Annotated in this window: 27 protein-coding genes; 11 read left to right on the forward strand and 16 right to left on the reverse strand. The window is 66.5% G+C overall.

The window, feature by feature from the left end; translation table 11 throughout:
* The first annotated feature begins 20 nt into the window (after positions 1 to 20).
* The gene (gene sucB, locus AC0Z6F_RS09435) at positions 21 to 1,223 is read left to right on the forward strand and encodes a dihydrolipoyllysine-residue succinyltransferase (RefSeq protein ID WP_012511581.1); all 1,203 of its coding nucleotides are present in this window, start codon (positions 21 to 23) and stop codon (positions 1,221 to 1,223) included.
* Between the two features lie 63 nt (positions 1,224 to 1,286).
* Complete coding sequence (lpdA, locus tag AC0Z6F_RS09440) at positions 1,287 to 2,723, forward strand: dihydrolipoyl dehydrogenase (protein WP_485617191.1); 1,437 nt, start codon at positions 1,287 to 1,289, stop codon at positions 2,721 to 2,723.
* A 148-nt stretch (positions 2,724 to 2,871) separates the two neighbouring features.
* Here the strand turns inward: lpdA and AC0Z6F_RS09445 are convergent, their stop codons facing one another.
* The 11 genes from AC0Z6F_RS09445 to AC0Z6F_RS09495 all read right to left on the reverse strand — a co-directional run bounded on the left by AC0Z6F_RS09445 (position 2,872) and on the right by AC0Z6F_RS09495 (position 16,470).
* Positions 2,872 to 3,120 (reverse strand): hypothetical protein, encoded by a 249-nt coding sequence (locus AC0Z6F_RS09445; RefSeq protein ID WP_012511583.1) that lies wholly within the window; start codon positions 3,118 to 3,120, stop codon positions 2,872 to 2,874.
* Positions 3,117 to 3,329 (reverse strand): hypothetical protein, encoded by a 213-nt coding sequence (locus AC0Z6F_RS09450; protein ID WP_005410275.1) that lies wholly within the window; start codon positions 3,327 to 3,329, stop codon positions 3,117 to 3,119. Before AC0Z6F_RS09450 ends, AC0Z6F_RS09445 begins: the two co-directional genes overlap by 4 nt.
* 168 nt (positions 3,330 to 3,497) lie before the next feature.
* Positions 3,498 to 5,087, reverse strand: a complete 1,590-nt coding sequence (locus AC0Z6F_RS09455) for an alkaline phosphatase D family protein (RefSeq protein ID WP_006377192.1) — start codon at positions 5,085 to 5,087, stop codon at positions 3,498 to 3,500.
* On the reverse strand, positions 5,087 to 7,330 hold the full coding sequence (locus tag AC0Z6F_RS09460; RefSeq protein WP_065724245.1) for a TonB-dependent receptor family protein: 2,244 nt from the start codon (positions 7,328 to 7,330) through the stop codon (positions 5,087 to 5,089). The genes AC0Z6F_RS09455 and AC0Z6F_RS09460 overlap by 1 nt, the downstream gene beginning before the upstream one ends.
* A 172-nt stretch (positions 7,331 to 7,502) precedes the next feature.
* Positions 7,503 to 8,933, reverse strand: coding sequence for a replicative DNA helicase (locus AC0Z6F_RS09465; RefSeq protein WP_006377195.1), 1,431 nt, complete (start codon positions 8,931 to 8,933; stop codon positions 7,503 to 7,505).
* Positions 8,934 to 9,192: 259 nt separating this feature from the next.
* Positions 9,193 to 9,753, reverse strand: a complete 561-nt coding sequence (locus AC0Z6F_RS09470) for an NADPH-dependent FMN reductase (protein WP_006377197.1) — start codon at positions 9,751 to 9,753, stop codon at positions 9,193 to 9,195.
* A 66-nt stretch (positions 9,754 to 9,819) separates the two neighbouring features.
* Positions 9,820 to 11,763 carry an asparagine synthase (glutamine-hydrolyzing) gene (gene asnB, locus AC0Z6F_RS09475; protein WP_485617190.1) on the reverse strand — a complete coding sequence of 648 codons (1,944 nt, stop codon included), beginning with the start codon at positions 11,761 to 11,763 and terminating at the stop codon, positions 9,820 to 9,822.
* A gap of 3 nt (positions 11,764 to 11,766) precedes the next feature.
* Positions 11,767 to 14,046, reverse strand: a complete 2,280-nt coding sequence (locus AC0Z6F_RS09480) for a thiamine pyrophosphate-dependent enzyme (protein ID WP_100434979.1) — start codon at positions 14,044 to 14,046, stop codon at positions 11,767 to 11,769.
* Positions 14,047 to 14,123: 77 nt separating this feature from the next.
* On the reverse strand, positions 14,124 to 14,780 hold the full coding sequence (locus AC0Z6F_RS09485) for a glutathione S-transferase family protein (protein ID WP_485617193.1): 657 nt from the start codon (positions 14,778 to 14,780) through the stop codon (positions 14,124 to 14,126).
* A 173-nt stretch (positions 14,781 to 14,953) separates the two neighbouring features.
* Positions 14,954 to 15,496: a GNAT family N-acetyltransferase gene (locus tag AC0Z6F_RS09490; RefSeq protein WP_012511589.1), complete on the reverse strand. Its 543-nt coding sequence runs from the start codon at positions 15,494 to 15,496 to the stop codon at positions 14,954 to 14,956.
* 131 nt (positions 15,497 to 15,627) lie between these two features.
* On the reverse strand, positions 15,628 to 16,470 hold the full coding sequence (locus AC0Z6F_RS09495; protein WP_006377367.1) for a glycine zipper 2TM domain-containing protein: 843 nt from the start codon (positions 16,468 to 16,470) through the stop codon (positions 15,628 to 15,630).
* Between the two features lie 162 nt (positions 16,471 to 16,632).
* On the opposite strand from AC0Z6F_RS09495, the gene AC0Z6F_RS09500 reads away from it, so the two are divergent.
* Together AC0Z6F_RS09500 and AC0Z6F_RS09505 are read left to right on the forward strand one after the other, a co-directional pair.
* Positions 16,633 to 16,851: a DUF6116 family protein gene (locus tag AC0Z6F_RS09500; RefSeq protein WP_006377368.1), complete on the forward strand. Its 219-nt coding sequence runs from the start codon at positions 16,633 to 16,635 to the stop codon at positions 16,849 to 16,851.
* The gene (locus tag AC0Z6F_RS09505) at positions 16,848 to 17,618 is read left to right on the forward strand and encodes a TatD family hydrolase (protein WP_012511590.1); all 771 of its coding nucleotides are present in this window, start codon (positions 16,848 to 16,850) and stop codon (positions 17,616 to 17,618) included. The genes AC0Z6F_RS09500 and AC0Z6F_RS09505 overlap by 4 nt, the downstream gene beginning before the upstream one ends.
* Before the next feature lie 78 nt (positions 17,619 to 17,696).
* Here AC0Z6F_RS09505 and AC0Z6F_RS09510 read toward each other — a convergent pair whose 3' ends face one another.
* Complete coding sequence (locus AC0Z6F_RS09510) at positions 17,697 to 18,524, reverse strand: tRNA threonylcarbamoyladenosine dehydratase (RefSeq protein ID WP_006377415.1); 828 nt, start codon at positions 18,522 to 18,524, stop codon at positions 17,697 to 17,699.
* A 77-nt stretch (positions 18,525 to 18,601) separates the two neighbouring features.
* On the opposite strand from AC0Z6F_RS09510, the gene AC0Z6F_RS09515 reads away from it, so the two are divergent.
* Positions 18,602 to 19,036, forward strand: a complete 435-nt coding sequence (locus AC0Z6F_RS09515; RefSeq protein WP_006377416.1) for a cytochrome c — start codon at positions 18,602 to 18,604, stop codon at positions 19,034 to 19,036.
* A 136-nt stretch (positions 19,037 to 19,172) separates the two neighbouring features.
* Entirely contained in the window at positions 19,173 to 19,667 is a 495-nt protein-coding gene (locus tag AC0Z6F_RS09520) for a glycine zipper 2TM domain-containing protein (protein WP_006377417.1), read from the forward strand.
* Positions 19,668 to 19,754: 87 nt separating this feature from the next.
* Here AC0Z6F_RS09520 and AC0Z6F_RS09525 read toward each other — a convergent pair whose 3' ends face one another.
* On the reverse strand, positions 19,755 to 19,964 hold the full coding sequence (locus AC0Z6F_RS09525; RefSeq protein WP_006377459.1) for a cold-shock protein: 210 nt from the start codon (positions 19,962 to 19,964) through the stop codon (positions 19,755 to 19,757).
* A gap of 235 nt (positions 19,965 to 20,199) precedes the next feature.
* Between AC0Z6F_RS09525 and AC0Z6F_RS09530 the strand changes: the two genes are divergently transcribed.
* The 3 genes from AC0Z6F_RS09530 (at position 20,200) to arsC (ending at position 22,300) form a co-directional block, all read left to right on the forward strand.
* Positions 20,200 to 20,685, forward strand: a complete 486-nt coding sequence (locus AC0Z6F_RS09530; RefSeq protein WP_006377462.1) for a DUF456 domain-containing protein — start codon at positions 20,200 to 20,202, stop codon at positions 20,683 to 20,685.
* A gap of 119 nt (positions 20,686 to 20,804) precedes the next feature.
* The gene (locus tag AC0Z6F_RS09535; RefSeq protein ID WP_012511591.1) at positions 20,805 to 21,959 is read left to right on the forward strand and encodes a phospholipase A; all 1,155 of its coding nucleotides are present in this window, start codon (positions 20,805 to 20,807) and stop codon (positions 21,957 to 21,959) included.
* Positions 21,959 to 22,300 (forward strand): arsenate reductase (glutaredoxin), encoded by a 342-nt coding sequence (gene arsC, locus AC0Z6F_RS09540; RefSeq protein ID WP_012511592.1) that lies wholly within the window; start codon positions 21,959 to 21,961, stop codon positions 22,298 to 22,300. The genes AC0Z6F_RS09535 and arsC overlap by 1 nt, the downstream gene beginning before the upstream one ends.
* Before the next feature lie 71 nt (positions 22,301 to 22,371).
* Here arsC and AC0Z6F_RS09545 read toward each other — a convergent pair whose 3' ends face one another.
* The 3 genes from AC0Z6F_RS09545 to AC0Z6F_RS09555 all read right to left on the reverse strand — a co-directional run bounded on the left by AC0Z6F_RS09545 (position 22,372) and on the right by AC0Z6F_RS09555 (position 25,039).
* Positions 22,372 to 23,007: a glutathione S-transferase family protein gene (locus AC0Z6F_RS09545; RefSeq protein WP_012511593.1), complete on the reverse strand. Its 636-nt coding sequence runs from the start codon at positions 23,005 to 23,007 to the stop codon at positions 22,372 to 22,374.
* A gap of 58 nt (positions 23,008 to 23,065) precedes the next feature.
* Positions 23,066 to 23,401 (reverse strand): hypothetical protein, encoded by a 336-nt coding sequence (locus AC0Z6F_RS09550; RefSeq protein WP_485617189.1) that lies wholly within the window; start codon positions 23,399 to 23,401, stop codon positions 23,066 to 23,068.
* A 120-nt stretch (positions 23,402 to 23,521) separates the two neighbouring features.
* Entirely contained in the window at positions 23,522 to 25,039 is a 1,518-nt protein-coding gene (locus AC0Z6F_RS09555; RefSeq protein WP_006377486.1) for a fumarate hydratase, read from the reverse strand.
* Positions 25,040 to 25,218: 179 nt separating this feature from the next.
* Here AC0Z6F_RS09555 and AC0Z6F_RS09560 point away from each other — a divergent pair, with 179 nt between their 5' ends.
* Positions 25,219 to 26,115, forward strand: coding sequence for an RNA polymerase sigma-70 factor (locus tag AC0Z6F_RS09560; protein ID WP_485617188.1), 897 nt, complete (start codon positions 25,219 to 25,221; stop codon positions 26,113 to 26,115).
* 36 nt (positions 26,116 to 26,151) lie between these two features.
* On the forward strand, positions 26,152 to 26,601 hold the full coding sequence (locus AC0Z6F_RS09565) for a carboxymuconolactone decarboxylase family protein (RefSeq protein WP_485617187.1): 450 nt from the start codon (positions 26,152 to 26,154) through the stop codon (positions 26,599 to 26,601).
* The last annotated feature ends 156 nt before the right edge of the window (positions 26,602 to 26,757 follow it).

Consider the following 26,757-nt stretch of genomic DNA (forward strand, 5'->3'; position numbering starts at 1 on the left):
ACAAACCAGGAAGCTCCCGCATGGCCACCGAAGTCAAAGCCCCGGTACTGCCCGAATCCGTCGCCGACGGCACCATCGCCACCTGGCACAAGAAGGTGGGCGACGCCGTCAAGCGCGACGAAAACCTGCTTGACCTGGAAACCGACAAGGTCGTTCTGGAAGTGCCGTCGCCGGTCGATGGTGTGATCAAGGAAATCAAGTTCGCCGAAGGCGCGACCGTGACCTCCAGCCAGGTCGTGGCGATCATCGAAGAAGGCGCCGTGGCCGCTGCTCCGGCGCCGGCCGCTGAAGCCGCTCCGGCTGCTGCCGCCGCTCCGGCCGCTGCTGCGCCCGCTGCCGCCGCTGCTCCGGCCCCGGCTGCCAAGTCGGCCGCTGACGCGCTGCCGCCGGGCGCCCGCTTCACTGCCATCACTGAAGGCGTGAATCCGGCTGACGTCGATGGCACCGGCCGTCGCGGCGCGGTGACCAAGGAAGACATCGTCAACTTCGCCCGCAACGGCGGCGCCGGCAAGGCCGGTGGCGCACGTCCGGAAGAACGCGTGCCGATGACCCGCATCCGCAAGCGCATCGCCGAGCGCCTGATGGAGTCGAAGAACTCCACCGCCATGCTGACCACCTTCAACGAAGTCGACCTGTCCAAGGTGTCGGCCGCGCGCAAGGAACTGCAGGACGAGTTCGTCAAGGCCCACGGCATCAAGCTGGGCTTCATGAGCTTCTTCGTGAAGGCCGCTGCCAACGCGCTGCAGCGCTTCCCGCTGGTCAACGCCTCGATCGACGGCGATGACATCATCTACCACGGCTACTCGGACATCTCGATCGCCGTGTCGACCGAGAAGGGCCTGGTCACGCCGGTGCTGCGCAACGTCGAGCGCATGTCGTTCGCCGACATCGAGCGCACCATCGCCGACTACGCCAAGAAGGCCCGTGACGGCAAGCTGAGCCTGGAAGAACTGCAGGGCGGCACCTTCACCGTGACCAACGGCGGCACCTTCGGTTCGCTGCTGTCGACCCCGATCATCAACCCGCCGCAGAGCGCCATCCTGGGCATGCATGCCATCAAGGAGCGTCCGATCGCCCAGAACGGCCAGGTCGTGATCGCGCCGATGATGTACCTGGCGATGTCCTACGATCACCGCATCATCGACGGCAAGGACTCGGTGCAGTTCCTGGTGGACATCAAGAACCAGCTGGAAAACCCGGGCCGCATGCTGTTCGGCCTGTAAGAAACCTCCCGCCCCTCCGCGCCTGCGCGGAGGGGTTCTGGTAATGCATCAAGGAATAATTCAATGGCTGAACAATTCGACGTCGTCGTCATCGGTGCCGGCCCGGCCGGTTACCACGCTGCCATCCGCGCCGCACAGCTGGGCCTGAAGACCGCCTGCATCGACGCAGCGCTGGGCAAGGACGGCAAGCCGGCCCTGGGCGGCACCTGCCTGCGCGTGGGCTGCATCCCGTCCAAGGCGCTGCTGGATTCCTCGCGCCAGTTCTGGAACATGGGCCACATCTTTGGCGACCATGGCATCAGCTTCAAGGATGCCAAGATGGACGTCGAAGCGATGGTTGGCCGCAAGGACAAGATCGTCAAGCAGTTCACCGGCGGCATCGCCATGCTGTTCAAGGCCAACAAGGTCGCCACCTACTACGGCTTCGGTGAACTGCAGCCGGGCAACGTGGTCAAGGTGAAGCAGCACGACGGCTCGGAAGTCGAGCTGAAGGGCACCAACGTCATCATTGCCGCCGGTTCGGATTCGATCGAACTGCCGTTCGCCAAGTTCGACGGCGATACCATCGTCGACAACGTCGGCGGCCTGGACTTCACCGAAGTGCCGAACCGCCTGGCAGTCATCGGCGCCGGCGTGATCGGCCTGGAACTGGGCAGCGTGTGGAAGCGCCTGGGCGCTGAAGTCACCATCCTCGAAGCACTGCCGGAATTCCTGGCCGTGGCCGACGCCGAAGTGGCCAAGACCGCTGCCAAGGAATTCAAGAAGCAGGGCCTGGACATCCGCCTCGGCGCCAAGGTCTCCAAGACCGAGATCACCGGCAAGGGCAAGAAGAAGGAAGTCGTTGTCACCTACACCGACAGCGAAGGCGAAAAGACCCTGACCGTGGACAAGCTGCTGGTGGCCGTTGGCCGTCGCGCCGCCACCAAGGGCCTGCTGGCCGAAGGCACCGGCGTCAAGATCAACGAGCGTGGCCAGATCGAAGTCGATGCGCATTGCCACACCGGCGTCAACGGCGTGTGGGCGGTCGGCGACTGCGTGCGCGGCCCGATGCTGGCACACAAGGGCTTCGAGGAAGGCATCGCGGTGGCTGAGCTGATCGCCGGCCTGCCGGGCCACGTCAACTTCGACACCATCCCGTGGGTCATCTACACCGAGCCGGAACTGGCATGGGTCGGCAAGACCGAAGCCCAGCTGAAGGCCGAAGGCATCCCGTACAAGGCCGGCAGCTTCCCGTTCGCCGCCAACGGCCGTGCCGTGGCGATGATCGAGCCCGCAGGCTTCGTGAAGATCCTGGCCCAAGCCGAAACCGATCGCATCCTCGGCATGCACCTGGTCGGCGCCAACGTCTCCGAGCTGGTGCACGAAGGCGTGCTGACCATGGAGTTCAGCGGCTCGGCCGATGACCTGGCCCGCATCTGCCACGCCCACCCGTCGCTGTCGGAAGTGATCCACGACGCAGCGATGGCGGTCAGCAAGCGCGCCATCCACAAGGCGAACTGATCTGCATCCAGGTGGGTGCCGACCGTTGGTCGGCACACTCCAGCCAAGAAAAAACCCCGCCTCGGCGGGGTTTTTTCTTGGCGCTGATGATGTAGAGCCGAGCCCACGCTCGGCTATCCCGGGAGAAGAGCCGAGCATCGGCTCGGCGCTACACCTTTTCAGCCGGCTTCTTCGGCGGATCATCACAGATCCGGTGCTGGACCACGGTTTCACCCGCCTTCCATTCCTTCACTACCCGGCAGTGCTCCTTGGGTTTGACCGCGTTGGCCGCCGCTGCATCCGCCTCGTCGGCAGCGGCAGTCTGCTGGCGCTCCAGCCACACCGATGGCGGTGCTGGAGGTGAAGCCAGTGCCGGCCCCGCGAGCAGCGCCAGCGCGGCCAACAGCACCGCCCTCATGCGGCCACCGGACCGCCACCGAGCAGGCGCGCCGGCAGCATGAACAGCGCGCGCAGGAACGCGAACAGCGCCGAGAAGGTGATGCCGACCAGGCGGAACGGCAGGCTCAGCAGCCAGACGAACGGCCAGGCGATCAGGGCGAGGATCGCCAGCGGCCAGCACAGCACGAACAGCAGGCACCACACACCGAGCGCGAACAGGGTCTTCATCACGGTCTCCTTGTGGCGGCACCTTGCCGCCTGCGGACACCATGGCGCCCTGCCCCCGCCGCCCGCAAACGGTTTGCGACGAAACCGGGCTGGGGGCGATGAAACCGGTGGTGGGGAAACCGGAGATTCATGAGGTTGCCGGCCAGCGGCCGGCACTACCGCAGGGATTTACACCGGGACCGCGCCCGGACTGCCGTGGGTCACCTGGAAACGGGCCGCTGTACGCACCGCCGCATCCGCACGCAGCACGCTGTCGGCGAAGCGCAGCTCGGCGTCCACGGTCTGCCGGTTCAGCTGCAGCTTCCACCAGCCACGGCGGTCGCCGTCGAAATAGCGGATGTGCGGGTTCTGCGGTATCGACGGCCCGTAATACGGTCCATACGGTGTGTCGTCGCCGCCACTGCTGATCGCCGGGGCGATGAATTCGGTGGCCACGACCGACGCACTGGCCGCGTCAAAATCCAGCTTCAGATCGTTGACGAAGGTGGAATGCCAGTCGCCACCCAACACGATGGCATTACCCTGCCCGCCCGCCTGCATTGCCTGCAGCAACCGGATACGTGCGGCAGGATAGCCATCCCAGGCGTCATTCCAGAAGCGCTCGCGTGGCGTACCACCGTCCAGCCGCAGCTGCGCCATCAGCAACTGCTGCACCACCACGTTCCAGCGCGTGCCCTGCGCGGCCGCCATCGACTGCGCGAACCACGCCTCCTGGCCCGTGCCGAGCATGCTCATGCGCGGGTCCAGTGCAGCATCACAGCGTGGCGACTCGCCCACGCCACAGGGATTGGCCGGGCGGAACTGGCGGCAATCGAGCAGGGTCAGCTGTGCCAGATCGCCGTAGCGCAGCCGCCGGTGTACGCGCAGGCCACCATTGCCCGCCGGCGAGCTGCGCATCGGCAGGTGTTCGTAGAACGCGCGGTAGGCGGCGGCACGACGCACGATGAAGTCTTCGGTCGATACACCAGGCTTCTCCGGATGGATGCCGGAATAATCGTTCTGCACCTCGTGGTCATCCCAGATCACCGCGAACGCATGCGCGGCGTGCGCAGCCTGCAGATCCGGATCGAGCTTGTACAGCGCGTACTGGTCGCGGTAGCGCTCCAGGCTGACGGTCTCGCCGCTGAAGCGCTCGGCATCCAGTGCGCGCCCACGTGCGTTCTGCAGCGGGCTGTACTCGTACAGGTAGTCGCCAGCATGCAGCACCAGGTCGAGATCGCTCTGGGCGATATCGCGCAGCACCGGGTAGTAGCCGCTGTTCCAGGCCTGGCAGGTACACAGCGCCAACCGCAGCTGCTGCAGCTGCGTGTCCGGCAGCGGCGCGGTGCGGAAATGACCGACCGCGCTTTCCTCATCGCCATCGCAGGCGAAACGATAGTAGTAGTCACGGCCCGGGCGCAGGCCGCTGACTTCCACATGCACCGAATGGGCCAGCTCGGGCACCGCTGCAGCAACACCGCGCTGCACCAGCCGGCGCATGCCCGGATCTTCGGCCACGAACCAGCGCACCGCCACCGCCCGCGATGGCATGCCACCACCGTTGAGCGGGTCCGGGGCCAGCCGCGTCCACAGCACCGCGCCCTGCGGATCCGGATCGCCGGCGGCGACGCCGAGGGTGAACGGATCGCGCCCCAGCCGCGGCCGAGGGCCGGCCGTGGCCAGCCCCGGCATCGCCGCCAGCGCGATCGCCGCCCCCGTGCCCTGCCACGCCGTGCGCAGCAGGCGACGACGGCTTTCCGGATCGACAGGCCCGCGCATCAGAAATGCACGGTAGCGGTGGCCATCACCTGGCGCGGCGCGCCGACCTGCATGGTCGCCAGGCTGCGGGTCGGGTCAGCGGCGTAGGTGCCATTGGTGTTGATCGAGGACAGGTAGCGCTTGTCGGTCAGGTTGGTCAGGTTCAGCGCAACAGTCAGGTTCTGCGCCGGACCCAGCTTGCCGAAGTCATAGGCCACCGAAGCGTTCACCAGCCAGTAGCTCGGCACCGACACGTCATTGGTGTAGGTCACGTAGCGCTTGCCGACGTGGTTGGCGGCCAGGCGCATGTCCCACGGGCCCGGGGTCCAGGCCAGGGTGCTGGCGAACATCCATTCCGGGGTATCGACGGTCTTCTTGCCACGGGTCGGCACCACGGCGTTGTTCACATAGTCGTTGTCGTAGGTACTGTCATTCCAGGACAGCGCATTGGACCAGGTCAGGTCCTGCATCGGCTTCAGCTGCAAGGTTGCCTCGGCGCCACGGCTGGTCACCGAACCGACGTTGGAGAACAGCGCCGGGCAACCGAGGATGCCCACGCACTGCGCGATGGCCAGCAGGCGGTTGTCGAACTTGACGTCGTACACCGCCACCGAGGCTTCATAGCCGCGGCCGTAGCCACGCCAACCGAGCTCAATGGTGCGCGACTGTTCCGGCTTGAGGTTCTTTGCGCTGCTGTCGAAGGCGGCCTGCGGCACATTGAACGGACTGCCGACACCCAGTGCATAGGCGGCGATGTTCTTGGCGAACGAGCCGAAGATCTCATTGCCTTCGTTGAGCTTGAAGTTGAAGCCGGCCTGCGGCAGCAGCCCCTTCTTCGAGGTCAGGCTGCTGTTGTTGGCGTAGCTGCCCAGCGGCGTGCGCACGCTGGTACGGGTGTGCGGCGACTTCGCACCGATGTCGATGGTCAGGCGATCATCGAACAGGCGGAAGCGATCCTGCACGTAGAACTGGCGGGTGATGGTGGTATAGCGCTGGTGCCACACACGCTGGTCCGGATTGCGCAGGAAGAAGTCGTCGGTGATCGGGCCGTCGATGTAGTAGAAGTTGCGCTGCACGCTGTGGCCGTTGTCCTCGTACCACAGGCCGGCCTCCAGCTCGTGCCCGCCCACATTCCAGGTGAACGCCGAGGTCACGCCGGTGCGGTCGATCGCGTACTCGGTGGTGCGGATCGAGATCGGAATCTCGCGGCTGGTGCCCGGGTTGGACGGATTGGACGGGCTGAACCAGTGGCCCTGGCCGCGGTTGCTGTGGTTGTAGACATTGACCTTCAACCGCATCGATTCATTCAGGCCGAAATCGCCGGCAATGCTGGACAGGTCATCGTTGCGCAGGCCGTGGCCGGAGTAGTACGCATCCCACGGGCTGTTGACGCCGCCGCTGAATTTGCCGCGTGCGGCGGCGACCGCGCGATCCCAGTCCGGCGCGTAGTTGTCCCAGTCCCAGCCGAGGCGGTCGATCATCTCCAGCGACAGATCCTGGTAGTCGGCCTCGACGCGGCGCGACGCATTGAACAGCGCGGTGATCCTGCTGTCCACGCCGAAGTTGTAGGTGGCCTTGCCGTTGAACTGCTTCAGTTCCTGCGAGCCCTTGCCCTTCCACTTGTCGCCTTCGGAATAGACGCCTGACAGGTAGGCGGCAAAGCCTTGATGGTCGCCGGTATCCAGCCGCGCATAGCTGCGGCGCGCACTGTCGCTGCCGAAGCTCTGTGCCAGCACCACGCCGTACTCGGTGGACGGATCGATCGAATAGAACTGGAACACGCCGCCGAGGTTGCTGGTGGACGGCGTGCCCAGCGCACCGATGCCGGTGGAGACCTCGGCACCGCCCAGGTTCTCGCTGATCACCGCGCGGCTGATATGCAGGCCGTTGCTGTTGCCGTAGGCCATGTTGCCCAGCGGGATGCCATCGAGGGTGTAGCCAAGGCGGTTCTGGTTGAAGCCGCGCAGGCTGATGGTGGTCGACCATTCGTAGGCGCCGGTGGCATCGGCCGACTCAAAATGCACGCCCGGCTTGGTTGCCAGCAGCTTCAGCGGGTTGGCACCGGGCGGCAGCACCTTCATGTCCTCGGCAGTGACGCGCTGCACCTGGCGTGCTTCGCCGCGGCCGATCACCGAGACCGAATCGAGGGTGGTGGCCGACTGCACGTCGGCGGCGGGGGCGGTTTCAGCGGCAGCCAGAGACGGGAGCGAAGCACAGACCAGCAGGGCCAGCAGATTGCGGCGGAGCGGAGCGTGGGACGGCATGGAGGCGGATTCCTTGGGCGCGCTGGACGCCGAAGGGCGGCGTCAAAAGGGGAAAGCGGCGGCAGAATCCTAAAAGCGTCTCGTTACATGTCATTTACACGCCACATACGGAACGTTGATGTTCCGAATGGTGCTGGGGCCGGCCTGTGTCCGTGCCCCAAACGAACGTCCGTTACTCGAACGAACCGACCGAATCGTGGGCCAGGTTGTCGAAGCGGGTGTACTCGCCGAAGAACTTCAGCTTGCACGAGCCGGTCGGACCACCACGGTGCTTGCCGATGATGATCTCGGCCAGGCCCTTGTCCGGCGAATTTTCCTTGTTGTAGTAATCGTCGCGGTAGATGAACACGATCATGTCCGCGTCCTGCTCGATAGCGCCCGATTCGCGAAGGTCGGCCATCACCGGGCGCTTGTCGGTACGCGTTTCCAGCGAGCGGTTGAGCTGGGACAACGCGATCACCGGTACGTGCAGCTCCTTGGCCAGGCCCTTCAGCGAACGCGAGATTTCCGAGATTTCGGTCGCGCGGTTCTCGCTGTTGCCCGGCACGCTCATCAGCTGCAGGTAGTCGATCACGATCAGGCCAAGATCATGTTCACGCTTGAGGCGGCGGCACTTGGAACGCAGCACTTCCGGCGACACGCCCGGCGTGTCGTCGATGAAGATCTTGGTTTCCTTCAGCATCTTGATCGCGCTGGTGACGCGGCTCCAGTCCTCGTCTTCCAGCTGGCCGGTACGCAGGCGCTGCGCGTTGATGCGGCCGTTGGAGGAAATCAGGCGCATCGCCAGCTGCGAGGCCGACATTTCCATCGAGAACACCGCCACGCCCTTCTTCGACTTGATCGCCGCATACTCGGCGATGTTCAGCGCGAAGGTGGTCTTGCCCATGGCCGGGCGCGCAGCGAGGATGATCAGGTCGGTCGGCTGCAGGCCGGCGGTCATCGCGTCGAAGTCGTTGTAACCGGTCGGCAGGCCGGTAATGTTGCCGCCGTTCTCGAAGCGGTTGCGCAGTTCCTCGAAGGCATCCTTCAGCGCGCCAGGCATGGCCACGAAGTCGGTACGGCCGCGCGCGCCCTGCTCGGCGATGGCGAACACGCTCTTTTCCGCCGAGGCCAGCAGCTCGCTGCTGTCGCGGCCTTCAGGCTGGAAGCCATCGTTGACGATGTCGGTGCCGACCTGGATCAGCTGCCGCAGCACCGCCTTGTCACGCACGATTTCGGCGTAGGCCACGATGTTGGCCGCCGACGGCGTGGTGCTGGCCAGTTCGATCAGATAGGCACCATCGCCGACCAGCTCCAGCTTGCCCTGCGATTCGAACCACTCGCCCAGGGTCACCGCATCGAACGGACGTTCACGTTCGGACAGCTCGCGGATCGCGCGGTAGATCATCTGATGGTCGCGGCGATAGAAATCGCCCTCGGTCAGCTGGTCGTTGACCCGGTCATAGGCCTCCGGCGCCAGCATCAGCCCACCCAGCACCGCCTGCTCGGCTTCCACCGAATGCGGCGGCACACGCAACTGATCGATGCGCGACTCGTCGCGATCACGATCAAAGCCATCACCGCGCTCTCTGCGGTTGGAACGGAAGCCGGAACGGGCGGACATGCTGCGGTGTTTCCTACGAAAGTGGCCAGACGAGTGTAGGCATGCACCGACCCCGGCGACCATGGACAAGCCTGTGGATAAGCCGTGGAAAAACGGGGGATATCCGCCGGTGCCTGGCCAGACTGGCATGGGGGCGTCGCACTGCCTGCGATGAACGCCGTTGCGGCGCCCAAGCCGCGCATTATCGCAGATCAACGCCCGCCCAGCTGGACATGGGGTCGGATCCCTCTGCAAAGCAGAGGGCTCTGCCCCCTCGGTCTCAACCGCCCTTGGCGTGCACCGCGATCAGCGCCAGGAAGCGGTCCACGTAGCCCTGGAGGAATTTCTGCGTGCCCTCGTTGTGGACCGTGCCATCGGCATCGATCAGTCCGTCCTTGAAATGGATGAACGCCTCGGGCTGGCCGAGCACGTGCATGTCCAGGAACGCCAGGCTGTTGCGCAGGTGCTGCTGGGCCACGGCGGTACCGATCTGGCCGATGGAGGCGCCGATCACCGCCGCCGGCTTGCCAGCAAACGCGCTGTCGCCATACGGGCGGGAGCCGATGTCGATAGCGTTCTTCAGCACGCCCGGCACCGAGCGGTTGTATTCAGGGGTCACGAACAGCACGGCTGTGGCGGCGCGTACCTGGTCTTTCAGGCGCGTACCCTGCGCCGGATAGTGCGCATCGAAATCCTGGTCGTACAGCGGCAGATCGCCGATCTGCACGTACTGGAAGCGCGCGCGGTCGCCGGCGATCTTCTCCAGCGCATGGGCCAGCTTGCGGTTGCAGGAATCCTTGCGCAGGCTGCCAACGAACACGGCGATGGTGGGGACGGACATCGGGACAGACTCCTCACGGTGCGGGAGGCCCAGCCTAGTCGCCGGGCCCGTGCAGGCCGGTGAAGATCAGCCGCCGGTGACAGTGGCGCGCACCTGCCGCCAATGCGCCTGCCACGCCTGGAACATCAGCACGTTCCACAGGTGGGTATGCCACTTGCGCTGGCCGCCGAGGAACTGCTGCCACAGCGGCTGCACGGCCGCCGCCGACAGCACGCCCTCGCGCTCCAGCCGCGCCGGCTGCAACAGATCTTCGGCCCACGGCCGCAGGTCGCCCTTCAGCCAGTCGCTGACCGGCGCGCCGAAGCCACGCTTGGGCCGGTGCACCATCGACTGCGGCACGTAACGGCCCAGCACGCGCTTGAGCAGCACCTTGCTGGTGGTTTCACTGCGCTTGAAGCCCAGCGGCAATGACCAGGCGAACTCGGCCACGCGCCAGTCCAGCAGCGGCGCGCGCGCCTCCAGGCTGACCGCCATCGAGGTGCGATCGACCTTGCACAGCAGATCGTCTGGAAGGTAGGTCACATAATCGGCCAGCATCATCGCGTCGGCCGGGGTGCCTGCACCGTGCAGCGGGTCGGCCAGGTCGTAGAAACTGCCTGCCGCCTGCGCGCCCGGCACCGCAGCGGCCGGGTCACGCCAGCGCGAAATACGGTTGCGGTACACATCGCCAATGCCACGCGCGCCGGACTCGGCCAGCAGCGCGGCCAGGCCACCGGTACGCGAGGCCTCGCCCTGCTGCTGCGCGCGTGCGCCCATCCAGCGCCGCAGCGGGCCCGGCACACGGCCCAGCATCTGCCAGTTGCGCAGCGCACGCACATAGCGGGTGTAGCCGAAGAACAGCTCGTCGCCGCCGTCACCGGACAACGCCACGGTCACGCCCTGCCGTGCCAACCGGGCGACCAGCGCGGTCGGCACCTGCGAAGCATCGGCGAAGGGTTCATCGAACATCGACGGCAGCTGCGGAACCACCGCCAGCGCATCGGCGCCACTGACGTAGAGTTCGGTGTGATCACAGCCCAGATGCGCAGCCAGCTCCCTGGCCAACGGCGCCTCGTCGTGGCCGGAGCCGGTGAAGCCGATGCTGAAGCTGTGCACCGGCTGCCCGCTCTGTGCCTGCATGAGTGCCGCCACCAGCGAGGAATCGGTGCCGCCGGACAGGAACACGCCCACTGGCACATCGGCCACCATGCGCAGCGCAACTGCATCGCGCAGCAGCGCGTCCAGCTGTTCCTCGGCCTCTTCGATGCGGCCCTGGAACGGCGCGGCCAGCGCCGCCTGCATGCGAGCACGCGCATCCCAGTATGGGCGCTGCGCCTGCTCCGGGCGATGCGCGGCCGCACCCGCCGCTACGGCTTCGGCGTCCAGGCGCAGCACGCGGCCCGGCATCAATTTGTAGCAGCGCTGGTGGATGCTGTGCGGTGCCGGGATGTAGTCCAGCCGCAACAGCAGGGTCAGTGCGTCGCGGTCGATGTCGTTGTCGAAGGCCGGGTGCTGCCACAGCGCCTTCAGTTCCGAACCGAACACCAGGGTGTCGCCGGCCCAGCCGTAGTACAGCGGCTTCTTGCCGACGCGGTCGCGGGCCAGCCACAAGCACTGTTCCTGGCGGTCCCACAGGGCGATGGCAAACATGCCGTTACAGCGCTGCAGGGTGTCTTCGATACCCCACTGCAGGATCGACGCCAACAGCACTTCGGTATCCGAGTGGCCACGGAAGGTGTGGCCCAGCGGCTCCAGTTCGGCGCGCAGCGCGGCGAAGTTGTAGACCTCGCCGTTGTAGGCCATCACATAGCGGCCATCGGCCGAGGCCATCGGCTGATGGCCCAGCGGGGACAGGTCGAGGATGCTCAGGCGGCGGTGTGCCAGCGCGATGCCGGTATCGGCATCGACCCAGCTGCCACCATCATCCGGCCCGCGGTGGTGCAGCGCCTCGCCCATGGCCAGGACCTGCGCCTGCAGCACCTCGGCCGACGCCACCGGCGCCGGCAACAACATTCCCGCCAATCCACACATGCATCAGGGTTCCTGCGCCAGTTCAAGGGCGGCGCCAATCACTGCATTGTCGCTTGGAAGCCCGAACATTGCTGCCCCCGCCAGCGGCGTATAGGTATCGGCTCCACAGACCCGGCGCAGCGGCAGGTGGCCGAAGCCGGCCTCGACCAGTGCGGTGACCACGCCCTCGCCCACCCCGCCGCTGTGGCGGCCCTCGTCCAGCACCAGCACGCGCCGGGCGCTGGCGGCCTGTGCGGCGATGAAGCCGGCATCCAGCGGCACCAGCCAGCGCAGGTCGACCACCCGCACCTGCCAACCCAGCTGCTGCTCGATTGCCCGTACCGCACGCAGCGCCATCGGCACGCCGTTGCCATAGGTGTAGACCACCAGGTCGCCGGCGTCCGGCGCGTAGACCCGGCCCTCGCCCGGCACCAGCGCCTGGCCGGGCGCGGGGTAGTCGAACAGCCACTGGCCATCGCCCGGTTCGTGCAGGTCCTTGCTCATGTACAGCGCGATCGGCTCCAGGAATACCGCCACCCGGCCGTCCACCCGCGCCAGCGCGGCCAGCGTACGCAGCATCATCACCGCATCGTCGCCACGCGAGGGGCAGCCGACCACCAGGCCAGGAATGTCGCGCAGCGCGGTGATCGAATTGTCGTTGTGGAAGTGGCCGCCGAAGCCCTTCTGGTAGCCCAGCCCGGCCACGCGCACCAGCATCGGGTTGCGGTACTGGTCATTGGAGAAGAACTGCAGCGAACACGCTTCGCCGCGCAGCTGGTCGATGGCGTTGTGCAGGTAGGCCAGGTACTGGATTTCCGGGATCGGCAGCATGCCCATGTTGGCCAGGCCCTGCGCCATGCCCAGAATCATGGTTTCGTCCAACAGGGTGTTGAACACCCGGCGCGGACCGAAGCGGCGCTGCAGGTCCTTGCTGACCGTGTAGACACCGCCCTTCTGCGCCACGTCCTCGCCGAACAGCAGGCTCTGCGGATACTTCGCCAGCAGCTCCTGCAGGCCGTGATTGATCTGGATTGCCAGATGCCGTGGCGGTTGCCGTTCCGGCAGGGCGTCGGCACCGCCATACAGCGCCTCGCGCGCGTCGACGGGCGGCCCTCGCTCGGCTTCAACCTGCACCGCTGCCGGCGTGTACGGAGCCAGCGGCGCCATCACTTCTTCCAATGACTGCAGCCGGGGTCGCCCTTCAGCCTCTGCAGCAGCGGCCATGCAGCGCGCGCGCATCGTCTCGTAGGCAACCTCGATCGCCGCCGCATCCATCCAGCCGGATTCCAGTGCGATCTGCGCCGAGCGCAGCAGGGGATCCTGCGCCTCGGCCGCACACAGCTCCGGCAACGCCCGCCATTCCACTTCGAAGTCGGTACCGGCGTGGCCCATCAGGCGCGTGGTGCGCAGGTGCAGGAAGGTCGGCCGCCGCGTGCGCCGGCAGTGCTCCACTGCGGCCTGCACCTGGGCGTGGCCGACCGCCAGATCCAGGCCATCGGCGAAGAAATAGTCCAGCCCCGGCTGATGGCTGAAGCGCTCGGCGATCCACCCTTCGGGCGTCTTAACCGAGATGCCCAGGCCGTTGTCCTCGCAGACGAACAGGATCGGTGCCGGAAGCTTCTGGTAGGCCGACCACATTGCGGTATTGAACGCGGTCTGCGCGGTGGCATGGTTGGACGAAGCATCGCCGAACGAGCACAGCACGATGCTGTCGGCCGGGATCGGCAGCGGCTGCCCCAGCCGCTTGCCACTCTCGATGGCCAGCGCAGTACCCAGCGCCTTGGGCAGATGCGAGGCGATGGTCGAAGTCTGCGGCAGCACCCACAACGGCTTGCTGCCCCACACCTTGTGGCGCCCCCCGCTGGCCGGATCATCGGCACTGGCGGCGAACGACAGCGCAGCGTCGCGCAGCGGGTCGATGCCCGGAACCTGGCGCGAACGCTCGGCCATGAACGCGCCGGAGCGGTAGTGCAGGAACGCTGGATCGGTATGCCGGCAGGCGCGCGCCAACAACGCATTGCCCTCGTGGCCGGAGGAACCGATGGTGTAGAAGACCTTGTTCTGCACGCGCAGCACGCGCGCCATCAGGTCCAGCTGGCGACTGGCCAGCTGCGAATCGAACAGGTCGTCGAAGGCAGCGGCGGTGAGCGTGCTGCCCGGCAGAATCGGCGCGTCCGGGGCCGGTCGCGGGCGAGGAGTCCCGCGCCAGCCACGCACTGCATCCAGGAAATTGACATCGCACACTTCGGCGCGGTTGAGCACGCGCATGCGTGCGGGAATCGGATCTGGAACCACAGCGAACATCGAACACCCTCCGTGTCGTTGTTGCATTCCGCCGGGCATGGCCCGGCGCTACCCTGTGGGGGTCACCTTGGCGAGAGTCACGCGGCCTCGAATCGTGAGCGCACTTCGGCGGTCACTGCCGGCATCGGCAGAAAGCGCGGTTGCGCGCGCACGCGCTGCAGCCAGCCGCGCACCTCTGGGAAGAGATCCAGCGCGATGCCACCCTCGCCCGCCACATCGGTGTAGGCGAACAGGGCGATGTCGGCGATGCCGTATTCGCTGCCCGTGAACCACTGCGCCTGCCGCAGGTGCTGCTCCATCACCGCCAACGCGTTGGCGGCGCGCTCGTGCAGGCGCGGCAGTTCAGCGCGGCGCGGTGAATCCAGTGCGGTCCAGCCACGGATGAAGCGCGCCACTGCCACGCAGGGCTCGTGCGTGTACTGCTCGAAGAACATCCAGCTCAACGCCTGCGCACGCTCCCAGCCGTCGCTGGGCAGGTAAGGGGTACCTTCGGCCAGCCAGAACAGGATCGCATTGGATTCAGTCAGCACGCGGCCATCGTCGCGGACGATCAACGGCACCTTGGCGTTCGGATTCAGCGCGAGGAATTCAGCGGTGTGGTTCTGGCCATGGGCGCTGTCCACTTCCACCCAGCGGTAACGGCTGCCGAGCTGCTCCAGCAGCAGGCGGACCTTGTGGCAGTTACCCGAGACCGACATGCCATGCACCGTCAGCGGGATGCGCTCTTCCAGCATTGCCTGCTCCATCGAATCCGGCCGGCGGCCGGCTGCGGGCAGTCTGGCAAGCGCACCGGTGAATGCCAAGCGCGGGTGCAGCATGGCACCCTGGTAGTGCCGGCCGCTGGCCGGCAATCGCACGAATCCTGCCAAGAGGTTGCCGGCCAGCGGCCGGCACTACCGGGCAACGCTCAGCGTGCGCGCTGCCGCCACTGCTCGCGCGACTGCCCCCAGATCTGCATCGGCTTGTCGTTGTACGGCGGCGGCAGCTCACCCATGCGCAGCAGCGTGCTGCCCAGCTTGCGCGCGACCACGCGGGAGTTCTCGTTGTCCTCGGCGATGGTGTGGACCACCTCATCCCAACCCAGCGTGTCGAACGCCCAGTCGATCGCGGCCGTGGCAGCTTCCGGCGCATAGCCCTTGCCCCAGCTGGCGCGACGGATGCTCCAGCCGACCTCGGTGCCCGGCCAGTCCTGCGGCTGCCACGGTCCCATCCGGCCGACCCACTCGCCGCTGGACTTCTCGATCACGCTGAACATCGAGAAACCAAACAGCTGCCAGGCACCCGCAAGGCTGCAGAAGCCCCGCCACGCGACCGAGGGCGGCTGCACACCGCCGAGCGTGCGCATCACCTCTTCGTCGGCGCAGAAGGCCAGGTACGGCTCATAGTCGTCACGCTGCGGTGGACGCAGGATCAGGCGCTCGGTTTCCAGGCGCAGGTCGAAGATGCTCATGCCGATTCCATGTCGCAGTGATGGGAAGGCCCATGATGGTAGACCCACATCCGGCGCGGATGAACATCGGCGTCCCCAACGAAACGGGCCGGCATGTGCCGGCCCGTCAGGTACTGCGTGGTGCGGATGGATTACTGGCGGGTCGCGGCGGTAGCACCGGCGGCCGCGGTCTGCGTGACCAGCTGGCCATCGACCACCGGCAGGCGATCGCTGGCCGGCTTGTTGTCCAGGCGCACGGTCTTCTCTGCACCGTCATAGCGATAGGTCACGTTGTAACCCTTGACCACATCGTTGGTGCCCATGGCGATGCGGTTGCCCGGCTTGCTGGCCATGCGCATGGTGCCGGTGGTGCCGTCCTCGTTGCGGTAGGTCACGTTGTAGCCGGTGACGCGGCTCGACTCGGACGTTGCGGTCTCGGTGTGGCACTGGCGCTCGGTGCGGTTGACCACACGGCCACCCACATGGCGCTTGTCGATCTGGTTGCCGATGAAGCCACCGGCCACGGCGCCAGCCGCGGTCGCGGCCTTCTTGCCGTTGCCACCACCGACCTGGTTGCCGAGCAGGCCACCGACCACGGCGCCGACCACGGTGCCACCGACGTTGCCATCACGCTCCGGCAGGCGCTCCTGCACCGTCACGTCCTGGCAGACTTCATGCGGGGTCTGTGTGGTGGAGGTCTCACGCACCGCATCGGTACCAATCACAGTGGCATAGGCCTTCTGCTTCTCAGTGATCGGGTCGACCTTCAGCACGTCGGCGTATTCCAGGCCGCGCGGCGCCGACGGGTCGAGCGTGTCAGCACGTGCGCCATCGTCAGCGGCGTTGCCGTCGACCAGGCGCGATTCACCATTGGGGGTTCCGGCGCTGATGGAATCGGGCGACGTGTCGCCGCTCTTCATGAAGGCGGCGGTGGCGATGCCACCGACCAGCAGCGCGCCCGCTGCGACCAGGACAGTTGTAGTTGTGCTTTTCATGACCTGCTCCTTGCGGACCGTCCGCAACGTTCTCGGGGCAGATTGCAGCATGCGCTGCCTGAACGGAATCTCCACATTTCCTGCTCATTCTCGTAACCCATTCAGCATCGGGAAATGCTGGGCCCGTGGTAGCGTTTGCATATTCCCCACGAGGACCCCGCGATGGCCAACCCGATGCTGCTGCCGGTACTGCAATGGGCGCGCCGGCTGCGCTACCCCACCCTGTTCAAGCTGACCGCCGGGTTGTTCGTGCTGACCCTGTTCGTTCCGGACCCGATTCCGTTCATTGATGAGCTGGTGCTGGGCTTCGGCACCCTGCTGCTGGCCAACTGGAAGAGCCGCAACACCTCCACGGCGCCTCCGTCGCTGGAACAGCGTTGAGCCTGCTGGTCGACAGCCACTGCCACCTGGACGCCAGCGAGTTCGACCGTGACCGCGCCGCCGTGGTCGAGCGTGCGCAGGCGGCTGGCGTGCACCAGCAGGTGGTGCCGGCGGTGACCGCGGCCAGCTGGCCGAAGCTGCGCGAGGTCTGCCAGCAGGCCCCGGGGTTGTACCCCGCTTATGGCCTGCATCCGATGTTCCTGGCCGAGCACCGGCCCGGGCACCTGCCCCAGCTGCGCGAATGGATCGAGCGCGAACGCCCCTGCGCGATCGGCGAATGCGGCCTGGATTTCTTTGTCGAAGGCCTGGATGCAGAGACGCAGCAGGCGTACTTCATCGGCCAGCTGGAACTTGCCCGTGAGTTCGAGCTGCCGGTGATCGTGCATGCGCGGCGCGCGGTGGATGCGGTGATCGCCGCGATCCGTCGCATCGGCGGCCTGCGCGGCGTGGTGCACAGCTTCTCCGGCAGCCCGGAGCAGGCTGCGCAGCTGCACAAGCAAGGCTTCCTGCTCGGCCTGGGCGGGCCGCTGACCTACGAGCGCGCGCAGCGCCTGCAGCGACTGGTGCGCGAAATGCCGCTGGAACAACTGCTGCTGGAGACCGACGCCCCGGACCAGCCCGACGCCGGCATCCGCGGCCAGCGCAACGAGCCGGCGCGGCTGGCAGTCATCGCCCGCCATGTGGCGGCGCTGCGCGGAAGGGACCTGGATGCGCTGGCGCAGGCCACGACGGAAAATGCTCGGCGGCTGTTCAACCTGCCCACCTGACCGGTAGCGCCGGGCCATGCCCGGCGGCATTGTGCTGGTCGCGCTGTTCGCTCGCCGGGCATGGCCCGGCGCTACCGATCACGCGTCGGCGTGATCCTCGACCGCTTCGGCCTTGACCTTCTTCGGCTCCAGCAGCATTTCCAACGCCTTGCCCACCGCCGCGAAGGCGAACGCGCCGGTGATGTGGGTCGCCGCGCCCAGGCCGGCACCGCAATCCAGCTTCAGTGCCGCATCGGCCCCCAGGTTCGGGCGGAGGCCACAGACACTGCCGTCGGCCTGCGGGTACTTCACGTTCTCCAGCGAGTACACCGCCGGCACGCCGAAGTAGCGCTTGGCGTTCTTCGGGAAGTTGAACTCGCTGCGCAGCTTCTTGCGGATCAGCGCCAGCATGGCGTCGTGCTCGGTGCGCGAGACATCGCGGATCCGCACCAGGGTCGGATCGGTGCGGCCACCGGCGGCGCCCACGGTCAGCAGCGGCAGCTTGCGGCGGCGGCACCAGGCGATCGTCTCGACCTTGACCCGGAAGCTGTCGCAGGCATCGATCACCAGATCGAAACCACGGTCCAGCAGCTCGGTCATGTTGGACACGGTCAGGAACGCCTGCACCGCTTCGACCTCGATCTCCGGATTGATCGCGCGGCAGCGCTCGGCCATCGCCTCGGCCTTGTTGCGCCCGTAGTTGCCTTCCATCGCCGGCAGCTGCCGGTTGGTGTTGGACACGCAGATGTCATCGGCATCGATCAGGGTCAGGTGGCCGACCGCCGAACGTGCCAGCGCCTCCACCACCCACGAGCCGACGCCGCCCATGCCCACCACCGCCACGCGGCTGCCCTGCAGGCGCTCGAGCGCGCCCACGCCATACAGCCGTTCGATGCCGGCAAAGCGTTGTTTGACCTGTTCGTTCATCGGGCTATTTTAACGTGCAGGCGCCGGTGCCTACAGCGCGCTGGCATCGAACCCACCGTTGCACCGGAGAGCCCGCCATGAACGCCAGCCCGCCCCGCCCCCCGTCCACTGCCTATCGATACCTGTTCGTGCTGTGCCTGGGCCTGCTGATCGGGCTGATTGCCACGGTGATGGTGGGCCGTGCCCTGCAGGCCCGCCGTGACCCGTTCCCGGACAGCCTCATGCAGGTGATGCAACGGCAGTCGCAGCTGCTGCAGCAGGCCCAGCAGCAGAACCGCTGCAGCCTGGCCGACAGCGTTCCGCGGCTGCAGGCCATACGCCTGTTGTCCAACGATCTGGATCTGGCCTTTCCCGGGCTGAAGGACAGTGCGCAGTTCCAGCAGCACGCCAGCCAGCTGCGCGGCAACCTCAACAGCGCGCTGGCTGCGCCGCCCAGCGACTGCACCACCTTGGCCAAAGTGGTGGAAACACTGCAGGCGGACTGCCGTGCCTGCCACCAGGACTTCCGCTGACGCGCATTCATCCTGCAGCCGGTCAGGGCACGCATGGTTGGCGCGTTGTTCACGTTCGAAAGGAGAGGATTCGTCCACCCTGCTGCATGACGCAGTACCACCCAACGCACCCGCCTTCACGGCCAGGAGACGCCCCATGAAGATCCAGCTCATCGCTGCCAGTGCCATCGCAACCCTCGCCCTGGCTGGCTGTGCCACCCCCGGCGGCTACGGTGGCGGCGGTTACAACAATGGCTACAACAACGGCGGCTACGGCAACAACGGGGGCTACAACCAGGGCCGTTGCGCCGACTGCGGCATCGTCACCCGCATCAACACCGTGCAGTCCGGCCGCACCGCGCCCAGCGCCACCGGCGCGATCCTCGGCGGCATCGTCGGCGCCGTGGCCGGCCACGAGATCTCCGACCATACCGGCGGCAGCCGTGGCAACAAGAACATCGCCGCCGCTGCAGGCGCGGTCGGTGGCGCCCTGGCCGGCAACCAGATCCAGAAGAACGTGACCAGCGACACCTACGACATCAGCGTGCGCATGGACGATGGCCGCACCATCGTGGTCAATCAGCGTGACCTCGGCGGCATCCGCGAGAACACCTATGTGCGCGTGGTCAACGGCAAGGTCATCCTGCGCTGATCCACGGCGGGCCTTGGCCAGGGAAAACCAGGCCAACGAAAAAGGCCCGCTTGCGCGGGCCTTTTTCATGCCGACTGGCGGCGGGTATTACACCGGCTGGACCTTGTCAGCCTGCAGGCCCTTCTGGCCCTGCACGACTTCAAAGCTCACAGCCTGGCCTTCCTTGAGGCTCTTGAAGCCCTGGGTCTCGATGGCACGGAAGTGCACGAACACGTCCTCGCCATTCTGCCGGCTGATGAAGCCGAAGCCCTTCGCATCATTGAACCACTTTACGGTACCGGTCTCGCGATCAGCCATCTCACTAACTCCCTTTGACTCTCTCTTGTTGTTGGAAACGCCTGTTGGGCGGCTGACAAGCAAGGGGGAAGCGAGGTGCATCGATGCAGCGGATCGGGAAGATCTTGCTTCATCAGGCCACGATCCACGGTGACCTTGCCAAGCTCAGCGACTGCAACTTAACCCGCCCAAAACGAAAAAGCAACTGGCAAAATCTTTCACTGTCAACCCCAAAACGGCGACCATACGGGACAGCATGGGACTCTCATTCATCTTATATCTGCTAGCGGTCATTTTTGTCCTCGTCGGCATCGCCGGGATCATCCTGCCGGCCCTGCCCGGCATCCCGCTGGTGTTCATCGGACTGCTGCTGGCGGCCTGGGCCGACGGCTTCGCGCACGTCGGCTGGCCCACGCTGGTCGCGCTGGGCGTACTGACCCTGCTGTCGCTGCTGGCCGACGTGCTGGCCACCGTGGTCGGCGCGCAACGGGTCGGCGCCAGCCGCAAGGCGTTGTGGGGCACCTTCTTCGGCAGCATCGTCGGCCTGTTCTTCATGCCGATCGGCCTGTTCGCCGGGCCGTTGATCGGCGCCCTGCTGGGCGAGTACTGGCACACCCGCGAACTCGGCCGCTCAACCAAGGTCGGGCTGGCCACCTGGCTTGGCATCCTGCTCGGCCTGGCGCTGAAACTGGCCGTGGTGATCGCGATGCTGGGCCTGTTCGCCTTCGCCTGGTTCCTGTGAGCGCCTCCGTCTTCACGCCCTGCGCACGCCGTGGCCGTGCATAAACCGTGGGGGCTGGCCGTGATCCGGTGCAGCCGCCACACTGTGCGATCCCCGTATTCACCGAAGGGCCTGCTGGAATGACCCTCCCCCCGCTGCTTCCCCGCCTTGCGCCGTTGGCGCTGGCCCTGGCCAGTGCTCCGCTGGCCGCGCAGGAATTCGCGCCCGGCACCGACACCTCGCCGGCTGCCTGTGCCGCCATCACCACCGACGCGGCACGCCTGGCCTGCTATGACCGCCTGTTCGCACACACCCCGCAGGCTACCGCTGCGGCCGACGCCGCTGCCGAGGCGGCCGCGCAGGCCCGTCGCGAAGAGCGCCAGACTGCGCGTGTGAGCCAGGGCGAGGAGAAGCTGCGCGAACGTGTCAGCGACCTGTTCCGTCCGGCAACACCGGACAGCGCACTGGCCAACGCCGGCCGCGGTTCGCTGCTGGACAGCCGCTGGGAACTGGCCGAAGACTCCAAACTGGGCCCGTTCCAGCTGCGTGCGTACAAGCCGGTGTACCTGCTGCCCGCGTTCTGGACCAGCGACCGCAACACCACGCCGCATTCGCCGAACCCGGCCAACACGGTCACCACGCCGCAGGTGCTCGACAGTGCCGAGCTGAAGTTCCAGATCAGCTTCAAGACCAAGATCGCCGAGAACCTGTTCGGCGACAACGGCGACATCTGGGCCGGCTACACCCAGAGCTCGCGCTGGCAGGCCTACAACGGCGAGGATTCGCGCCCGTTCCGCGAAACCAACTACGAGCCGGAAGTGATGATGGTGTTCCGCAACGGCTACTCGATCGGTGGCTGGCGTGGGCGCATGACCGGCATCGCGCTGAATCACCAGTCCAACGGCCGTGCCGACCCACTGTCGCGCAGCTGGAACCGGGTGATGCTCAACATCGGCCTGGACCGCGAGAACTGGGCGCTGGTGCTGCGCCCGTGGTACCGCATTCCCGAGACCCGCAGCGACGACAACAATCCGGACATCGAGGACTACATGGGCCGCGGTGATGCGACCCTGACCTGGAACCGCAACGGCCACGAAGTCTCGTTGATGGCACGCCATTCGCTGCGTACCGGCAGCCGCTCACACGGTGCCCTGCAGCTGGATTACGGCTTCCCGATCAGCAACCTGCTGCGCGGCCACGTGCAGATCTTCGACGGCTACGGCGAAAGCCTGATCGACTACAACCACAAGGCCACCTACGTGGGCGTGGGCGTGTCCCTGCTGGAGTGGTTCTGATGGACGTGACGATCTGGCACAACCCGGCCTGCAGCAATTCGCGCGGCGCACTGAAGCTGATCCGCGATGCCGGCTTCGAGCCGGAGGTGATCGAGTACCTGGGCAACCCACCCGACGTGGCCACGCTGCGCCAGGTACTGGCCGAATCCGGGCTGGACGCGCAGGCGCTGGTGCGCAGCAAGGAAGCGCAGTTCACCGAACTGGGCCTGGAAGATGCGGACGAGGCCACGCTGCTGGCGGCGATGGCCGAGCACCCGCGGCTGATCAACCGCCCCGTGGTGCGCACACCCAAGGGCACGCGGCTGTGCCGCCCACCGGAAACGGTGCTGGAGATCCTGTAACGGAAAAGGGGACGGAGGGGATTAAGTCGTTTGTGCACAAACGACTTAATCCCCTCCGTCCCCTTTTCTGGTTACAGCCAGTCGGTGATGCCTTCGCGGCGGTACACCTCGGAGAACGCCGGGCGCGCCTTCATTGTCGTGGCGTGCGCCTTCAGCACCGGCCAGGTGTCGCTGGGCCTCGGCATATTGCGCGACCAGCGCATCAGCATCACCAGCATGTAGTCGACCACGCAGGGCGTGGCACCCAGCAAGTACGGTCCGTGCGCCTGCAGGTGCGTGGCCACATGCTGCCAGGCAGCTTCCAGACGCTGCCGTGCCATCTCGCGGGTGGCCTCCACGTTTGCCTCGCCCGCCATTTCGTGCGGATAGAACCAGGCCCGATAGGCCGGCTGCAGCGTATTGGCACACCAGAACATCCAGCGGTAGGCATCGGCGCGCTGCGGCGTACCCAGTGCCGGCAGCAGGTTGGCTTCCGGATGGCGGTCAGCCAGATACAGTGCGATCGCCGCCGCTTCGGTCAGTACCAAGCCATCGATCAGCAGCGTCGGCACAACGCCGGCCGGATTCAGCGCCAGGTACTCCGCCGACTTGTGCTCGCGCGCGTCGAAATCCAGCAGCACCAGTTCGTGCTCGATACCCAGCTCGATCAGCAGCCAGTGCACCACAAGCGCGGCGGTACTGGTTGAACCATACAGCGTGGTGCTCATGCGGAAGATCCTGTGCAGGTGGATCAGCCGATTATGCGCCCACGCGCGCAATCGTCGCTCAGCCGCAGCTGCTCATGCAGGTATCGCGGCCTTCGCTACAGGACATGATCGGCGTGCGTATCGCGCAGTCGTGCGTCTTCAGTTCACAGGAACGGCGCAGCTCGGGGTTGGCAACGTCCTTGCAGCGTTTGTCCGGCGCCGGCACCATCTGCTGTTCGCAGCTGAAGTCATTGCTGCCGATACTGCCCCGCGCCATGCAGCTGCGATAGTCGGCCTGGCACTGCATGCGGCACTGCGAGGAGGCGGAGAAATCCGCACCTTCATAGGATGAGGTTGTACTGCAGCCGGCCAGGGCCAGCAGGGTCGCAACGGCGATGAATCGATGCAGGCCCATGAACACGTCCTGTGTGAGGTCGCGCCGAGCCTAGCAGAGCAGATGCTGCAGGTTCGTTAACCCTCACCACACAACAACGGCGCCACACGGGCGCCGTTGTCTGAAACGAAACGTGCGGAATTACTCCACCACCACCGGAATCTTGCCGATGCGGGCCTGCCATTCGCGCGGGCCGGTCTTGTGCACCGACTCGCCGGTGGAATCCACCGCCACGGTCACCGGCATGTCCTGCACGGTGAACTCATAGATCGCCTCCATGCCCAGGTCAGCGAAGCCGACCACCTTGGCCGCCTTGATCGCCTTGGACACCAGGTAGGCCGAACCGCCGACCGCCATCAGGTAGGCCGACTTGTTGTCACGGATCGCTTCGATCGCCGCCGGGCCGCGCTCGGCCTTGCCGACCATGCCCAGCAGGCCGGTCTGCTCCAGCACCTGGCGGGTGAACTTGTCCATGCGGGTCGCCGTGGTCGGACCGGCCGGGCCCACTACCTCGTCGCGCACCGGATCGACCGGGCCGACGTAGTAGATGAAGCGGCCCTTCAGATCGACCGGCAGTTCCTCGCCCTTGTTGAGCATGTCGACCATGCGCTTGTGCGCGGCGTCGCGACCGGTCAGCAGCTTGCCGTTGAGCAGCAGGGTCTGGCCCGGCTTCCAGCTGGCCACGTCCTCCGGGGTGATCGTGTCCAGGTCCACGCGGGTGCCCTTGGACGAATCGTAGGTCAGCTTCGGCCAGTCCTCCAGCGACGGCGGGTCCAGCATCACCGGGCCGCTGCCATCCAGGGTGAAGTGCGCATGGCGGGTGGCCGCGCAGTTCGGGATCATCGCCACCGGTAGGTTGGCCGCATGGGTCGGGTAGTCGTTGATCTTGATGTCGAGCACGGTGGTCAGGCCACCCAGGCCCTGCGCACCAATACCCAGCGCGTTGACCTTCTCGTACAGCTCCAGGCGCAGCTCTTCAATGCGGTTGGACGCACCACGGGCCTGCAGCTCGGTGATGTCGATCGGCTCCATCAGCGCTTCCTTGGCCAGCAGCATCGCCTTCTCGGCGGTGCCGCCGATGCCGATGCCGAGCATGCCCGGCGGGCACCAGCCGGCGCCCATGGTCGGCACGGTCTTCAGCACCCAGTCGACGATGGAGTCGGACGGGTTGAGCATGGCGAACTTGGTCTTGGCTTCCGAACCACCGCCCTTGGCGGCGACGATCACGTCGACAGTGTTGCCCGGCACCACCTTGACGTTGACCACGCCCGGGGTGTTGTCCTTGGTGTTGATGCGCTTGCCGGCCGGATCAGCCAGCACCGAGGCGCGCAGCTTGTTGTCCGGGTGCATGTAGGCGCGGCGCACGCCTTCATTGGCCATGTCTTCCACGCCCATGGTGGCGTCATCCCAACGCACGTCCATGCCGATTTCCAGGAACACGGTGACGATGCCGGTGTCCTGGCAGATCGGACGGTGGCCTTCGGCGCACATGCGCGAATTGATCAGGATCTGCGCCATCGCTTCCTTCGCTGCCGGCGACTCCTCGCGCTCGTAGGCGGCGGCAAGGTTCTTGATGTAGTCGACCGGGTGGTAGTACGAGATGTACTGCAGCGCGTCGGCGATGGACTGGATGAGGTCTTCCTGCTTGATCGATGTCACGACTTGCTCGCTTGCTGGAGGCTGGCGGGGTAATCCCCCATTTTACCCCCTCCCCGGCCGCGGGTAGAGTCGGTGGGGTCAGATCCCTTTCCCCTGGAAAGGGATCTGACCCCAATCCCGCTGAGATCCGGCCTGTAACCCTCTGTCACGCCGCGCCCCGCTGGCGCGTCCTTGCCCACATGAACGCTGAAACCGCTTTCCAGACCCACCGTCCGCGCCTGATGGCGCTGGCCTACCGCCTGCTCGGCAGTCGCGCCGACGCCGAAGACGTGGTCCAGGATGCCTGGTTGCGCTGGTCCGGCGCCGACCCGGCGGCCGTCCGCGACCCCGAAGCCTGGCTGGTCACCACCACCACCCGGCTCGGCCTGGACCGGCTGCGCGCAGCCAAGCGCGAGCGCGTGCACTACGTCGGCCCGTGGCTGGCTGAGCCGCTGGCGGTCACCCTGGAGCCCGACCCGGCGCCCGGCCCGGCGCAGCTGCATGCGCTGGCCGACGACATATCGGTCGCCTTCCTGACCCTGCTCGAACAGCTCGGCCCCGAGGAGCGCGCCGCCTTCCTGTTGAAGGAGGCCTTTGACCACGATTACCGCGAGATCGCCGACCTGATCGGCCACAGCGAGGCCAACTGCCGGCAGCTGGTGCATCGTGCCCGGCAGCGCCTGCAGGCCGGGCGGCCGCGCTTCAACGCCGACGCCAGCCAGCACCGGCAACTGCTCACGCGCTTCATGGACGCTTCCCAGCGCGGCGACAGCGAAGCGATCCAGGCCCTGCTGCACGCCAACGCGCTGCTGGTCTCCGACGGTGGCGGCGTGGTCACCGCAGCGGTGCGCCCGCTGCTGGGCGCCGAACGCATCGGCCGCCTGTTCTGGGCCATCGCGCGCCGCGGCGCGGTGCACCCGGCGCAGTTGGGCTATGTCAACGGCGAGCCGGCGATCCTGCGCTTCCAAGGCGATCGCCTGCACTCGATCACCACCATCGAAGTGGTCGATGGCCGCATCGCCAACGTGTACAGCGTGTTGAATCCGGAAAAGCTGCCGGGGGTTGTCACGCGCGGTGACGGTGCGGCGTCCTTGTAGTGAAAGGCGGCCATCGTGGCCGCCGTGGAGCCGAGAATGTCCGACCACGCATCTCCCCGCGTCCCTTACACCCGCCTGGCCGCCGAAGCCTTCAAGGGCCTGCTGGCCACCAGCAAGGCGGTGCACGAAAGCTCGATCGATCCGACGTTGATGGAACTGGTGTTCCTGCGCGTCTCGCAGCTCAACGGCTGCGGCTACTGCATGGACATGCACGGCACCACGCTGCGCAAGGGCGGCATCGAGCCGCGCAAGCTGGATACGCTGCCGGCATGGCACGAAAGCCGCTTCTTCGATGCGCGCGAACGTGCCGCGCTGGGCTGGGCCGAGGCACTGACCCGCTTGACCGACGGTGCGCCGTCGCAGGCGGCGTTCGATGCGCTGGCGCCGCACTTCGATGAGAAGGGCATCAGCGACTTGAGCATGGGCATTGCGGTGATCAACGCCTGGAACCGGCTGGGCGCCGGGCTGCTGCCGCCGCTGCCGTAAAGGGAGGCAAGCCGGGCCAGGCAGGTTCTGCAGCTGTTGGTAGGTGTCGACCTTGGTCGACACGGTAGATCCACGCCATGCGTGGATGTGGTGGGTCGGATCCCTTCGCATTACGAAGGGCTCTGACCCGATCCGGGCAGATGAGGTCAGAGCCCT

The organism is Stenotrophomonas sp. 1L-E-5-B-C3 (assembly GCF_057292075.1).